Origin of the sequence: Paenibacillus albiflavus (assembly GCF_004344915.1) — a bacterium.
GTDB lineage: Bacteria > Bacillota > Bacilli > Paenibacillales > NBRC-103111 > Paenibacillus_AM > Paenibacillus_AM albiflavus.
Genome location: NZ_SKFG01000022.1, coordinates 64,316 through 79,098 on the forward strand (window position 1 = coordinate 64,316; position 14,783 = coordinate 79,098).

The following is a 14,783-nucleotide window of genomic DNA, read 5'->3' on the forward strand; positions in this document are numbered from 1 at the left end:
ACTTTGTGTTCTGGTGAAGCACAATGCATTCATTATACTTGAAAATGTATCCCAAGGCTAATGTTACATGTATCCTTTTTCCTTCAGGCTAATATAACCGTTATCACCAATAATAATATGATCAAGCACATCGATTCCAATGATCTCGCCCGCTTCTACGAGTCGCTTCGTAATGTCAATATCTTGTGGACTTGGAGTAGGATCGCCGCTCGGATGATTGTGCGCACACACAATAGCAGCAGAATTACGCTTAATTGCCGCTTGAAATACCTCTCGTGGATGCACAATCGAGGCGTTAAGAGACCCAATGGATAATGTCTCTTGTCCAATCACATGATTCTTCGTATTCAAGAATAAACATACAAAATGTTCCTTCGTTAAATATCGAAGATCCTCCGTTAATAGTCTCGTAACATCCTGAGGGGATCGTATAATGACTGCATCGCTTCGGGTGCTTCCCGCTATTCTTCGACCCAGTTCTACACCTGCCTGAATTTGCAAGGCTTTGGCTGCACCAATACCCTTGATCTGCATTAACTGCTCTGTACTCATTTCACCAAGCGCTCTTAAACCGCTAGATTCTGTTAATACCCTGTGAGCGAGTCCAATTGCTGATTCTTCAACAGTGCCTGTTCTTAGAAGTATAGCTAACAGTTCGGCGTTACTAAGTACACCGGAACCGTAGCGGAGCATTCGTTCCCTAGGTCGTTCTTCACTAGGAATATCCTTCAAAGCGATACGAGGCAAGCTCATGAATTCCCCTCTTTCATTCTATTATGGTATCAGGTTTTTTCATTTATTCCTAAAGTTGGGTTATGTTGATTATATCACCTCAAGGCCGAATTCAGCCAACATTTCATTAAGTAAACAAAGTGGAAGACCAACGACTGTGAAATAATCACCATGAATTCGTTCAACGATCGTAGAACCAAGCCCTTGAATCGCATAAGAACCTGCTTTATCTCTTGGTTCGCCTGATTGCACATATTTGTGGATCTGCTCATCAGACAGTGCGCGCATGACCACTTCTGTGCAGCTTGCTTCTACTTTAGACTCGCCGGTTGCTGCGTTCACAATCGCTACTCCTGAGAATACCTGATGTTGTCTACCCTGCAGCTTGGTCAGCATGCTTCTGGCATCCTCATCATGAAGCGGTTTACCGAGTATCTCATCATCACATACAACAATCGTGTCTGCACCAATCACTAAACCTTCCTGATGCTTGTCAGCTACTGCTGTTGCTTTGCGCATTGCAAGCATCATTACGACATCCTTAGGCGATGTACCAGGCTCAAAGGATTCGTCGACATCACTGACATCAATGACATAAGACAAACCTAGCCCACTAAGTAATTCCTTACGGCGAGGCGAGGATGAGGCTAAAATAAGTTGACTCGACATTACAACCTCCGATAAACAAAAAATGCTGCTACGACCCCAAAGATCGCGCATAGATTTAGTTTAACCTCAATAAAGAGATCATATTTGAACACTTGCAAATCCGCTTTGGGCTGCCATGAAATAGGAACTGATTTGGTCAAAAACCAAAGTGCTTTTACTGGAGCGAGTAGCTCACCAAGGATAATACCAACGACTAACCCGATGATCAAAAATAGAATAAAAACGAATGTGTTCTTCTTCATCGCTCGTCCTCGTCCACCTTTCCCAAAATCTACATGCCTATTATACGTGCAACCTATTAGTCTTTCAATGTAAAATAGAATTTAGTCTCTCTAAACAACTAGACGCATGATACATCTTAGAAAGGAGTTGAATCTTTTTGTTTAAAGCTTCACGAACACTGCTAATGGTTATCGCTCTATCATTAGTTAGCAGCTCTTTTGCCTATGCGACGAAAGTAGTTATCGATCCTGGGCACGGAGGCTCAGATTCTGGTGCGATTGGAGTTAACGGTATTCAGGAAAAAGCCATTAACCTTGATGTTTCACTTAAAGTACGCGATTTACTAAATGCTGCAGGCATTGAAACAGCCATGTCTCGTACGGATGATCGTTACATATCCTTAGCTGATCGAATCGCGTTTAGCAACCGTCAAGATGCAGATTTGCTCGTATCCATACATTCCAATTCGCATACAAGCTCATCTGCTAATGGAGGACTCATTCTCTATTATGATAGTAAATATCCACAAGCGAGCTATCCAGCATCATCAGAAATGATTTATTACAGTCCGATCTCCAAGCTATTTGCTCAAACTGTACTTGATGAATATATCGGCACAACGGGCTTGCAAAATAAAGGGCTGATGGAAAGCTCTGTTTATATGGTTCGTAAAGGCACCGTTCCTAGCATTCTGGTTGAAACGGCATTTGTTAGCAATTGGAATGATGCAACTATATTGGCAGACGAATCCAAACGCAAGCAAATCGCGCAGGGAATTGCGAATGGGATCATCAAATATACGCAGATCATTTTCCCTGATACGGTTAATCATTGGGCACGGGAATCCATTCTCGAAATGAATAAGCGTGGCTGGCTAAGCGGCTATCGCAATTATTATCAGCCTAATAATCCATTAACACGTGCGGAATTCATTTCTCTCATGAATCGTGTATTTGATTTTGACAAGCTGGAGTCTATCGGCACTAATGAGTCACATGTATTCCCTGATTTGTCACAGAAGCATTGGGCGTACCAAGATGTGATGAAAGGCGCTAAACTTGGTTTATTGCAAGGATATCCGGATGGAACCATCCGTCCTGATACACCAATTAGCCGGGGAGAAACCGCTTATTTATTCAATCTCCTTATCAAAGCAAGCGATAACAATACGAGAACATCTGATAGATTCTCGGATGTTCCTTCTGATCTATGGAGCGCAGAAGCGATCTACGCTTTGTATGATGCAGGTATTATTAATGGCTATAATCAAAATGAATTTAAGCCGAATTACACCATGCTGCGTTCCGAAATGGCTGTTCTATTAGATCGGTATTTGAAAACACAGAAGTAGAATCGAAGACAAAATAAAGACAACCACCAAAGACTGCTTGTACAATACAAGCTAGCTCAATGGTGGTTTCTTCGTATGATAGAATTTATAACTTTCGTGTTATATAGGTGCGATCACGGAATATAGCTGCTTCTGTTCGATAACGTACTTCATCATAGCTGCTTGTGCTTGCCACAATGCAGAAGCTGATGGTTTCTTTTCATAAGCTTCAAAAGCTTGAACAGCTGCCTTCATCGACTCATTCATAGCCAGGATCGACTTATTAGCTGCATCCCCGCCATCGCTAATTGCGTTCAAAGCAGCAGTCCATGAAGCGTAAGCTTCCTGTATAGCCTTCATCGTCACTGGTTCAAAAGGTGTAATCTGCGCTTCCTCCAGATGTGCAACTGCAACTCCGTTCATCATCCGAAGCAGCTTATCACCATTGACCAAATAATCACTTACATTTTCTGGTTTCGCCCCACTCCAATTGATTTGAGTTAACCCAGGCATCTCAACCGATTTAACATAAATATCTATTTTTTTCTCTTTTAATAATGCAGATAAGCGCTGTGCTTCTGACTTATTGGATGCGAATGCTGCATAGACAATCATCTTCTCCCCTTGTTCAACAGCAGCTGTATAGCCTTGACGCTTCAGCCCATCAATCGCACTTTGTCCTACTGACTGAGAATTGAACACACCGTGCTGCAATAACTGATAGCTAAACGCGTTAATTTGTGCTTTGACAATATGGATACCTTGCATGCCGCTTATGACAGGCCTAACTGCTTCATCGGTTCCAGCAACTTGGCTAGCAGGAGATGACGAAGGCGAAGTGGAGGAAACAATGGTTGTACCTAGATTAGGCTGAGCTGCGTCTAACCGCTGCCCTTCCCCGGGATTCAATAGATTCATGATAAATAGCCCTAACGTCGCTCCAGTCACGATTGCTGCACCAATCAACAGAATTGACTTCCACCAGCTTGTAGGGGGGCGTTTGCGCAGCATCACGCCTTGAAAAACATCATCAACCCAAATCTGATCACGATTGAGTTCCCAGATTGACTCCGTAGGTGCGGAATGCTGAGCTCGATCTAGTTCTAATTGTTCCTCTTTATCTCCTATTACCTCATCTTCCTCAGTCCCGTGCTGCCATGGGCTGAACTCAGTTGAAACCTCTGGCAATGGTTTAGCCTCATCCTGCTTAGCCTCATGCTGCCTAAATGGAAGAACCTTATTCGTCCCTATTGTCTGCCGGTCCACTCCCTGAACACGCCTGCCTCTATGATCAAATTGAATCGATATTTTATTCTTATTCATCCTATATCCCTCCGCTTATGTCATACTCTCGATTCTTCAACTCTATGAATCGATGATTATTACTAGAATATGATTAAGAGGAAGGTTATATGACCCAAACATAAATTCTATATCACTAAAAAAAACCATCCATAACTCCGAGGAGTAATGGATGGTCAGTTGTTAGCATTTTAAACGATATTCTTAAGCTTCTTGGCAAGACTGTCAGCAGCTTTCCAGATGTCTCCTGCGCCCATCGTTAGAACGAGATCGCCTGGCTTCACATGATCAGTCAAATATGCCAGAACCTCATCTCGAGTCGAGATGTAATTCACATTCTGGTTACTGTTCTTGTAAATAAGCTCCGCAAGCTTCTCTGATGAAATACCTTCTATCTGCTTCTCTCCTGCAGGTGAGTAAATATCGGTAATGATGACCTCATCTGCCTCAGCGAATGCTCTGGAAAATTGATCGAACAAATAGAATGTACGTGTATAGCGCTGTGGCTGGAACACGGCAATGATCCGCTTTCCAGTCGACTTTGCAGCAGTGATTGTCGCTTGAATCTCTGTCGGGTGATGCGCGTAGTCATCGATAATGAGAATATCATTCACTTCGCCGAGCACCTGAAATCTCCGTTTAGCGCCACGGAAGTCTTTGATTCCCGCAGCAATTTGTTCAAAGGTTAATCCAGATTCAAGACAAGTAATGACTGTTGCTAGCGCATTATACACATTATGAATGCCTGGTACGGATAATACGATAGTTCCTAATACTTCATTATCACGTTCCACTTCAAATGATACTTTGCGATCACCCAGCTCAATATTCTTCGCCATGTAATCTGCTTCAGCATAAATACCGTAAGTAATCACATCTGCCTTAATATCAGGAAGCATCGCACGCAAGTACGTGTCATCTCCTGATACAATTGCTTTGCCGCCATCTCTAACTTGGCTTAGGAATTGGGCATAAGCTTTTTTCAAATTCTCAAAATCACCGTTATAATTCTCGAGATGATCCGCTTCTATGTTGTTCACGAGTGCAAGATAAGGGTGATACTGCAAGAAAGTGCCATCACTCTCATCCGCTTCGGCAACAACGTAATCACCTTTGCCAGCCTTGGCGTTCGACCCGATATTCATGATCTCCCCACCAATGATATAAGTTGGATCTGTCCCACAATTCTCCATAACGAGTGCAATCATGGAGGATGTTGTTGTTTTGCCATGTGCGCCAGCTACAGCAATTCCTTTACGAGCGTTCATGAGCCTTGCTAACATCTGCGAACGATGGATGATCGGAATATTGCGTTTCTCCGCTTCAACAATTTCAACATTATCCTTGGATAAAGCAGTTGAATACACGACCAAATCAGCGTCTGACACATTCTGAGCCTCGTGACCGATATACACGTGTGCTCCTTTTGCTTTAAGTTTCTCTGTTAATTCCTGCTGCGCTAAATCGGAACCTGATACTTTAAATCCCATTTCCAGCATTACCTTCGCAATTGCGCTCATGCCATATCCACCGATTCCGACAAAATGCACATGTTCTGATGTATTCAAACCACTGTTCACCATCCCTTTTCACTATCGGCAGTATGTAGAATCCAAGAGCGAACATCGGATATTAAATATAAAGTACCTGATACGACTGCTAGATCTCCCTGTTCCGTTCTGCTCTTAAGCTTATCCAGTCCAGTCTTCCAGTTCGTTTCGACGGATACATCGATGTTCAAATTCATCTCGTTCATAATTTCGCGCACTTTCACCGCCAAACTGTGCGCGTCTTCTTTCTTATGGTAGTCCGGTTCTGTAACAACTAAAGTATCCACTATTGGTAGTATATGCCTGAGATAGCCCAGATGATACTTCGTTGAGAGCATTCCCATCATTAAATGTAGTTTATTGTACTTGTACGTTTCCTTTAGCGCCTGTGTCAAGGCTTCGGCGCCTTCTGGATTATGCGCACCATCCAAGAGAATACGCGGCTTCTCGGATACAAGCTCCAATCTTCCAGCCCACTGTGTCTTGCGCAGACCAGCATACAAATCTTCATCCTCAATAATAAGTGCATGATATTGACGAAGAACCTCAAGCGTCATAAGTGCTGCAGAAACATTCTTCAATTGATGAGCGCCATTCATCGTAATCGTAACATCGCGATATTGTCTGAACGGACCTGTAAAATTCAGAACTTGCTTATTTTCTTCAACTGCTATTTTCTCATATTTAAATTGATTATCTAATAGGTACAAAGTCGCTTTCTTGCTTAGCGCAGCTTCTTTAATGACTTCAATAGCCTCAGGAGATTCAGCCGTGCATACGACAGGAACGCCAGATTTAATAATCCCTGCTTTTTCAGCAGCGATTTGACCAATTGTGTCACCTAAAATATCCATATGGTCTTGTCCAACATTCGTAATGACAGATACAACAGGATTAACGAAATTCGTTGAATCCAATCTGCCTCCTAGTCCTACCTCCCATACGACATAGTCAGGATAGGTCATTTGGCCATAATACATGACTGCAAGTGCCGTACTCACTTCGAACATCGTTGGTGAACCAAGCTCAGTTTGCGCAACCTCTTGTACGAGCGGATACAGCTTATTCGCAAGCGTAAGCAACTGCTCCTCTTCGATATCCTTCCCGTTGTATTGCATCCGATTCGTATATTTCTCGATGTAAGGGGACGTAAATGTCCCCACATCGTATCCTAATGCAAGCAGTGATCGGGTCAAAAACGCACAGGTTGAACCCTTGCCATTCGTTCCAGCCACATGTATGAATTTCAATCTGCGCTCAGGATGACCGAGCAGATCCATCAGCATTTCCATCCGTTTAAGCCCAGGCTTGATACCTAGCGGTACTAAATTGACAATCCAATCTACCGCTTCTGTATAGCTCTTAAACTTAGCAAGAGAGGTGTCCGTATTTACTGTAGACATGACTTAATCATCCCTTCATTTCAGCAAGACGTGCGATCACTTTCTCACGTTTGTCAGCATAATCAGCTAGCTTAGCTTTCTCTTCCTCTACAACTGATGCAGGCGCTTTAGCCATAAACCCTTGATTCGCAAGCTTCTTCTCAATTCGTTCGACTTCGTTATTAAGTGTTGCGATTTCCTTCTCTAATCTTGCAATTTCTTGACTGATGTCAATTAAACCTGCAAGCGGTAGGAACAGTTCTGCACCTGTTACAATAGCTGTCATCGCTTTGTCTGGTGCATTGATATCAAGTTCAATGTCAAGCTTGGATGTGTTACAGAAACGTTGAACATACTCAATATTTCCTTTAACAATTGCATAAGTTGCTTCACTCGAAGGCTTAACGATAAGTTCAACCTTCTTGCTCATCGGTACATTCACTTCTGCGCGGATATTGCGTACAGAACGAATAATGTCCATCAAGAGCTCCATTTCGGCAACTGCATCTGGCGCTTCGAACTTCTCATCATATACTGGCCATGCGGCAAGTGTAATCGTCTCACCCTCATGCGGAAGGTGCTGCCATATTTCCTCGGATATAAACGGCATGAACGGGTGGATCAAACGCTGTGTACGATCTAGTACATAAGCAAGGACAGATTGCGTTGTTTTCTTGGCAGCCGCATCCTCGCTATATAAACTTAATTTACTAAACTCGATATACCAGTCACATAGATCATCCCAAATAAAGTTGTACAATACGCGACCTGTTTCACCAAATTCATATTGGTTAATTAAGCGAGTCACATCTTTAACCGTTTCGTTCAAGCGATGCAAGATCCAACGATCAGCAGTTCCCAGTTTACCGCTTAAATCAATATCGTTAACTGTAAATCCTTCAAGATTCATAAGTGCGAATCTGGAAGCATTCCAAATTTTATTTGCAAAATTACGCGCTTGCTCGACACGTTCCCAGCGGAATCTTAAATCCTGTCCAGGACTGGAAGTCGTTGCCAGCATATAACGCATCGCATCTGCCCCGTACTTCTCGATTACTTCCTGCGGGTCTACGCCGTTACCAAGCGATTTGGACATTTTGCGACCTTCGGAGTCACGAACTAATCCATGCATTAGAACGTCCTTGAAAGGAACTTGATCCGTGAATTCTAAGGCAGTAAAGATCATACGAGCTACCCAGAAGTAGATAATATCAAACCCTGTCACAAGTACGCTTGTTGGGTAAAAACGCTGCAGATCCTCCGTATTTTCAGGCCAGCCAAGTGTGGAGAACGGCCATAAGCCAGATGAGAACCAAGTATCGAGTACATCATCATCCTGTTTAATATTTGCAGAGCCGCACTTCGAACAGCAGGTTGCATCTTCGATAGCAACAGTAACCTCGCCACAATCTTGGCAATGCCATGCAGGAATACGGTGTCCCCACCATAATTGACGGGATACACACCAGTCACGTACATTTTCAATCCAGTTCAAATACGTTTTCTCAAAACGATCTGGAACGAAGTTTACACCTTTGCCTGATTTTTGAGCTTCGATCGCTCTCTCGGCAAGCGGCTGCATGCTTACGAACCATTGCGTTGACAAATATGGTTCCACTACCGCTCCACTGCGCTCGGAGTGACCTACCTGATGCACATGCTCTTCAATGCGAAGAAGTACGCCCTGCTCTTTAAGATCAGCTACGATTTGCTTACGGCAAGCAAATCGATCCATTCCTTGATATGGACCAGCTTCCGCATTCATCGTTCCTGACTCATCCATTACAAGTACACGAGGCAAATCATGACGCAAACCTACTTCAAAGTCATTCGGATCGTGTGCAGGCGTAATTTTCACAGCACCTGAACCGAATTCCTTCTCTACATATTCATCTGCAATGATAGGAATCTCGCGTCCAGTAATTGGAAGAACGAGCATTTGACCGATCAAATGCTTATATCTCTCATCCTCTGGGTGTACAGCAACAGCTGTATCGCCAAGCATTGTTTCAGGTCTTGTTGTTGCTACAACGATTGAGGCTGAGCCATCCTTCGTTTTATATTCTAAGTGGTATAACGCACCTTGCACTTCTTTATATTCAACTTCAATATCAGACAGAGCTGTACGAGCCTGTGGATCCCAGTTGATAATGCGATTGCCACGATAAATTAAGCCTTTGTTGTATAACTTAACGAATACTTCACGAACGGCCTTGGATAAGCCCTCATCCAGTGTGAAACGTTCTCTGGAGTAATCAAGGGAAAAGCCTATTTTGGCCCATTGTTCATGAATTCTTTCCGCATAGGTATCTTTCCATTCCCATACCTGCTCCAGGAATTTCTCACGTCCCAAATCATAACGTGTTAAGCCTTCTTCACGAAGCTTCTGTTCTACCTTCGTCTGCGTTGCAATCCCCGCATGGTCAGTTCCTGGCAGCCATAACGTATCATAGCCTTGCATACGCTTGGTGCGAATCAGAATATCCTGCAAGGTGCAGTCAAACGCATGACCAATATGAAGCATACCCGTTACGTTAGGAGGCGGTATGACGATTGTATATGTTTCTGCGTCCTTACGTTCCCCTGCTTTAAAAAAGTTGTTCTTCATCCAAAAATCATACCAGCGCTTCTCTGAACCCTTCGGATCATAGGTCGTTGGCATTGAGGTCTGATTGTTTTTCGCCTGTTCTTCGCTCATTTGCTATACCCCCTAGGTAAAATAAAAAAACCTCCCGTCCAAAAAGGACGAAAGGATTAACTTCCGTGGTACCACCTTTATTCCACACCCCATATTGTAGAAAAAAATCCAAATAATAGCGATGTGGCACTTAAGTAGCAGATAACGGGCTGCGGGCCGATTAACGCTACTACTTATCCATCTTATCAAGCTAAGTTCTAACTCTCATAAGAATTCAGGTTCGCGTTAACTACTCCAGGGCGACTTCAACGGTTTGCATCCTGTGGAATCTTGCAGCGAATCAATTCCACTCTCTGAAGGGCTTACCGATTACTACTCCCTATCATCGTATTTCCTATTTACCTTATTATACTTCCCATTATTAACATATGATAACCATAATTAGAGAGTGAGTCAATACATAGCCAATTTTACGGACGAAAAGAACCTTCGGCAGAAGAGCCAAAGGTTCCTATGTAAACCATACATTCCTATCATCTGGGAATATAGATGATTTGTCCAGCCTGTACATCAACGTTCGTCAGGCTGTTGTAGTTCTGCAATTCCCGTTCATTCACCCCGTATTTACGTGCAATTCCTTCTAAAGTATCTTCCTTTTGAATAATACACATTCTTACTTTGCGGAATTCCTGCTGACTCGAATCTTCTCGAAGAAATAGCTTGCGCCATTCTAAAGAATCAGCTCGCATCGATTCCTGACTTATAGGAGGTGGTGATTGACTAGAAACCTGTTCCTGGGCTGCGCTCGATTTAAGTAATGATTTTATCCCTACCGGGCGCTCCTCAGTAACTGGTTCTTCCTTGGTCCTGCTTGTTAAGGCAACCTTCATTTCCTTGACTTCTTCATGAGCTGGAGTTTCTAATGCAGGTGATGCATATTCAGGATTCGTGAAATTGTGATCCTGCTTCTCTACTTCGTATTCGTAGTTCGTTCCCACATAAGATGTGGCATATCCATCGTACTGCTCCAACGCTCTGGTATACGTGAACTCCGGTTGTACATCCTCATGCAATTGCTGCTGCCAGAAGTTATCCGCTTGCAGCGGCTGAGGCATCTCCAATCTAATCTCAGGTTCTTCTCGAGTTTCTACATGTGGGTGAAAATGCACCTCTGATTCGTATGCAACAGGTATTTGAGATGCTGGAATCGCTTCCGATGCTTGATGGCTGAATGTCATTTCCTCATCCTCTGACCACGGATTATGCAGCGATAAATCTACCGCGATCGGCTCCTGCTCGAAATCAGCATCAGGTGCGCCATGTAAGGACAAACCAGAATCCACCTCTACGCCATGCAGGGATAACACGCCTGTTACATTTAAGTTGCGAGTTGATAACAGCTCCACATCAAAATTCTCAATTTCCACCAGAATGTCCGACAAGCTGTTGATTCTGCTCATGGGCAGCGTAATTTCGACTGGGATCAAATGCTCGAGCGTTCGATGATCTCTCACATTTTCTCCGACATATTGTCCCGTCAGCATTAAATTTCCACGAAGCAATGCTTGTTCATCTTGTTCAATAACTTGAATATGGGGAATAAGCTCCGTATCATGCAGCTCGCTAATGCCAATTGCATCATCAGCCAGATGGATACGTTCGTAGATATCAAAACGTAAGCCTTTGCTTTGTTCAGTCAAGGCAATCCTCTCCTTCCTTTCCACAAGACATTCATCGTCTCTACAATTATATGTAAGGGGGAGAGAAGCATGACTATATTTTTAGCCTGTCCTTAAGAACCGTTCAGAGCTGCTTCATGACTTGCTCGATTTCATTCGGCAAGGGAGCTTCTACTTCTATAAGATCCGCTGTCAAAGGGTGGGTAAAAGATAGTTTATAGCCATGCAGCGCTTGATGTGATAGAAGCTTATCACTGCCTCCATACAGCTTGTCACCTATAAGCGGATGACCGAGATAGCTCAAATGGACGCGAATTTGATGCGTACGTCCCGTTTCAAGTGATAATTCTACTAATGCTCCATGCGAAAATTGCTCCATCACCTTGTAATGAGTGACTGCCGCATCCCCACTTGATGATACTCTCCGTCTAGCATTATGATGCCGATCTCGACCGATGGGCTGGTTAATCGTACCCTTCTTGCGGCTAAATCTGCCTTCCGCCACGGCAAGATATGTCCGATGAATCGACTTTGCGCGCATCTGTTCATCTAGCTGCTGATGTGCCCACTCATTCTTTGCATAAAGTACAAGACCTGAAGTATCTACATCCAGTCGATGAATATGCCGCACGCGGCAAGCTTGTCCTGTCTCCGCATAATATGCTGCTACACGACCTGCTAATGTACCTGGTTGATTCGCTGTTATCCCATGCACTGGCATACCGACTGACTTCACAACAACAAGGCAATAATCATCCTCATAAGCGATTGTCAGCTCTCCCCATTCAGGTGTTATCGGAGGAGAGTCATGTTCTGAAGGGAACAAATGCAGCATGAGTCTCGTTCCTTGCATCCGCACCCCACCATTTGCCTTTAATTTATTCCACATTTTGGGAATCATTGGGATAACGGAAGATACCGCTTCGTACGTTAATTCAACTGGGGCTGGCAAAGCAATAGATAGCCATTCACCTTTACGATTGTATGCGTTCATCCTCTACGTCCTTTATCGATTTGATAAAAGCTGGTTCCTATGAGGAAGCCAGCTTCTTCATTACTTCACGATGTGCCTGAATCGTAAGCTCAATATCTTCATCTGTGTGAGCTGTCGATACAAACATACCTTCGAATTGTGAAGGCGCCACCGAAATGCCTTGATCCAGCATCGCTCTAAAATAACGATAGAATAGCTGCAGATCAGATGTTCTAGCTGTCTCAAAGTTATACACCTTCTGATTTGTAAAGAATGGGCATACCATCGAGCCAATACGATTAATCGTACAAGGGATGTCATATTCATTGGCATTGTGAGTAAAACCTTGCTCTAGTCTAGCGGATTTCCGTTCAAGTTCCTCATAGACCCCTGGCTCACCAAGCAATTGAAGTGTTGTTAAACCTGCAATCATTGCCAGTGGATTCCCGGATAAAGTTCCTGCTTGATAAATTGGACCCATTGGCGCCATATGCTCCATAATTTCACGTTTGCCGCCATACGCTCCAACAGGCAAGCCTCCGCCAATTACTTTGCCGAGACAAGTGATGTCAGGATCAATACCGAATCTTCCCTGAGCACAGCCCAGTCCAACACGGAATCCCGTCATTACCTCATCCATAATCAGCAAAGCTCCATATGTACGCGTAACTTCACGCAGTCCTTCCAAGAATCCAGGAAGCGGCAGCACGACGCCCATATTGCCTGCAACAGGCTCAACGATGATAGCTGCTATTTCTTCTCCATAACGGTCAAAAGCTAATTTAACGGCCTCAAGATCGTTATATGGCACAGCAATCGTATTGCCAGCTACGCTATCTGGAACACCCGGCGAGTCCGGCAATCCAAGCGTTGCTACGCCTGATCCTGCTTTAATCAACAAGGCATCAGCATGTCCATGATAACTGCCTTCGAATTTAAGGATTTTATTGCGCCCTGTATATCCTCTTGCTAATCGCAATGCACTCATCGTCGCTTCTGTACCCGAGTTCACCATTCGAACGATATCCATCGACGGTACACGCTCCGTTACGAGCTTAGCCATCTGCGTCTCTACAAGTGTAGGCGCACCGAAGCTAGTTCCTTTGGCTGCCGTGTCCTGAATAGCCTGAACTACACGAGGATGCGCATGACCGACGATCAATGGCCCCCACGAACATACATAGTCAATAAACGATTGTCCGTCAATATCATACACTCGTGATCCAACACCATGATCGATATATAAAGGCGTTACTCCGACAGATTTAAAGGCTCTAACAGGTGAGTTAACCCCGCCAACCATGTATTGCTTAGCCTCCGCAAAAGCCATGGATGAATTATGATCTTGCCTTACTGTATGTTCTTTCATCTTATTGCTCATCTCCTACGAGTTTATTCCATTCTAGTAAACACAGAATCCTTACCTTTATCACCAAGGTTGTGCAAGTTCTACTAGATTCTGCACAAGACCAGGTATTGTAAACTCCTTCGCCACAGCAGATACATGTAAGCCAAGTTCACGTGCAGTATCAGCTGTTTTGCTTCCTATACAAGTAATTTGAACATCCTGCAGCAATTGCATCGGTTCTTCAACGCCGTTATGTCTAATCGCAGCTATAAAATTCCTTACAGTCGAGGAACTCGTAAAGGTGACGAAATCAATCGCTTTGGTTTGCAATAAATCTATAATTGCCTGCCCATTCTCATAATTAGGCACATTCTCGTAAACAATCACTTGCGTAATTTCCATTCCAAGCACCGTCAACTGCTCTGCAATGATCGTTCGAGCAATATCTGCCGTTGGCAATAGCGCTTTATCCCCTTGATGAATATTAGGTTGCATCGCAGCAACGAATCCTTCACTGACAAACTCCTGCGGGACTAGCTCAACCGTTAAACCATAGTGTTGGATCACTTCTGCTGTCTTAGGACCGACCGCAGCAATTTTCATTTTTTTCAATCGGTTAAGATCCATATGAAGCTCACGCAGACGTCTAATGAAGAACTCGACCCCGTTCACGCTTGTAAAAAACAACCACTGGTAGTCGCTTAAATGATGAATGGCATCGTCAAGACGCTTCACAGCTTCAGGTTCAGAAGGCTGCCTTATTCCAATAACGGCTAATTCAATCGGTTCTCCACCAAGCTCACGAATAGCATCAGACAGCTCTTTAGCTTGACTTGGAGCACGAGTCACAAGTATTTTGCGACCCAATAGGGGCTGCTGCTTCATCCGATATCACTCCTTAATTTATAACCTTCATTATAACATATCCATTCACAAAATCGGATTTTGCCTACTTTCC

General features: G+C 43.8%; 12 protein-coding genes and 1 other annotated feature. Of the genes, 1 reads left to right on the forward strand and 11 read right to left on the reverse strand.

Annotated elements, in window-relative coordinates; genetic code table 11:
* Positions 1 to 63: 63 nt before the first annotated feature.
* The 3 genes from radC to E0485_RS18615 all read right to left on the reverse strand — a co-directional run bounded on the left by radC (position 64) and on the right by E0485_RS18615 (position 1,643).
* On the reverse strand, positions 64 to 753 hold the full coding sequence (radC, locus tag E0485_RS18605; protein WP_132419577.1) for a RadC family protein: 690 nt from the start codon (positions 751 to 753) through the stop codon (positions 64 to 66).
* A gap of 69 nt (positions 754 to 822) precedes the next feature.
* Positions 823 to 1,401 carry a Maf family protein gene (locus E0485_RS18610; protein ID WP_132419578.1) on the reverse strand — a complete coding sequence of 193 codons (579 nt, stop codon included), beginning with the start codon at positions 1,399 to 1,401 and terminating at the stop codon, positions 823 to 825.
* Positions 1,401 to 1,643: a DUF4321 domain-containing protein gene (locus E0485_RS18615; RefSeq protein WP_132419579.1), complete on the reverse strand. Its 243-nt coding sequence runs from the start codon at positions 1,641 to 1,643 to the stop codon at positions 1,401 to 1,403. The genes E0485_RS18610 and E0485_RS18615 overlap by 1 nt, the downstream gene beginning before the upstream one ends.
* 137 nt (positions 1,644 to 1,780) lie before the next feature.
* Here E0485_RS18615 and E0485_RS18620 point away from each other — a divergent pair, with 137 nt between their 5' ends.
* Positions 1,781 to 2,974, forward strand: coding sequence for an N-acetylmuramoyl-L-alanine amidase (locus E0485_RS18620; RefSeq protein ID WP_235857628.1), 1,194 nt, complete (start codon positions 1,781 to 1,783; stop codon positions 2,972 to 2,974).
* A 99-nt stretch (positions 2,975 to 3,073) separates the two neighbouring features.
* Here the strand turns inward: E0485_RS18620 and E0485_RS18625 are convergent, their stop codons facing one another.
* The 8 genes from E0485_RS18625 to E0485_RS18660 form a co-directional block, all read right to left on the reverse strand.
* Positions 3,074 to 4,276 (reverse strand): hypothetical protein, encoded by a 1,203-nt coding sequence (locus E0485_RS18625; protein ID WP_132419580.1) that lies wholly within the window; start codon positions 4,274 to 4,276, stop codon positions 3,074 to 3,076.
* Positions 4,277 to 4,446: 170 nt separating this feature from the next.
* Positions 4,447 to 5,823: a UDP-N-acetylmuramate--L-alanine ligase gene (murC, locus tag E0485_RS18630; RefSeq protein ID WP_132419581.1), complete on the reverse strand. Its 1,377-nt coding sequence runs from the start codon at positions 5,821 to 5,823 to the stop codon at positions 4,447 to 4,449.
* Between the two features lie 8 nt (positions 5,824 to 5,831).
* The gene (locus tag E0485_RS18635) at positions 5,832 to 7,208 is read right to left on the reverse strand and encodes a bifunctional folylpolyglutamate synthase/dihydrofolate synthase (protein ID WP_132419582.1); all 1,377 of its coding nucleotides are present in this window, start codon (positions 7,206 to 7,208) and stop codon (positions 5,832 to 5,834) included.
* A gap of 7 nt (positions 7,209 to 7,215) precedes the next feature.
* Positions 7,216 to 9,885, reverse strand: coding sequence for a valine--tRNA ligase (locus E0485_RS18640; protein ID WP_132419583.1), 2,670 nt, complete (start codon positions 9,883 to 9,885; stop codon positions 7,216 to 7,218).
* Between the two features lie 40 nt (positions 9,886 to 9,925).
* Positions 9,926 to 10,220 (reverse strand) — a binding site (T-box leader).
* 138 nt (positions 10,221 to 10,358) lie between these two features.
* The gene (locus tag E0485_RS18645; protein ID WP_132419584.1) at positions 10,359 to 11,525 is read right to left on the reverse strand and encodes a LysM peptidoglycan-binding domain-containing protein; all 1,167 of its coding nucleotides are present in this window, start codon (positions 11,523 to 11,525) and stop codon (positions 10,359 to 10,361) included.
* 103 nt (positions 11,526 to 11,628) lie between these two features.
* On the reverse strand, positions 11,629 to 12,498 hold the full coding sequence (locus E0485_RS18650) for an RluA family pseudouridine synthase (protein ID WP_132419585.1): 870 nt from the start codon (positions 12,496 to 12,498) through the stop codon (positions 11,629 to 11,631).
* Positions 12,499 to 12,535: 37 nt separating this feature from the next.
* Positions 12,536 to 13,846 carry a glutamate-1-semialdehyde 2,1-aminomutase gene (gene hemL / locus E0485_RS18655; protein WP_207911013.1) on the reverse strand — a complete coding sequence of 437 codons (1,311 nt, stop codon included), beginning with the start codon at positions 13,844 to 13,846 and terminating at the stop codon, positions 12,536 to 12,538.
* Positions 13,847 to 13,906: 60 nt separating this feature from the next.
* Positions 13,907 to 14,710, reverse strand: coding sequence for a uroporphyrinogen-III synthase (locus E0485_RS18660; RefSeq protein ID WP_132419587.1), 804 nt, complete (start codon positions 14,708 to 14,710; stop codon positions 13,907 to 13,909).
* Positions 14,711 to 14,783 lie beyond the last annotated feature (73 nt).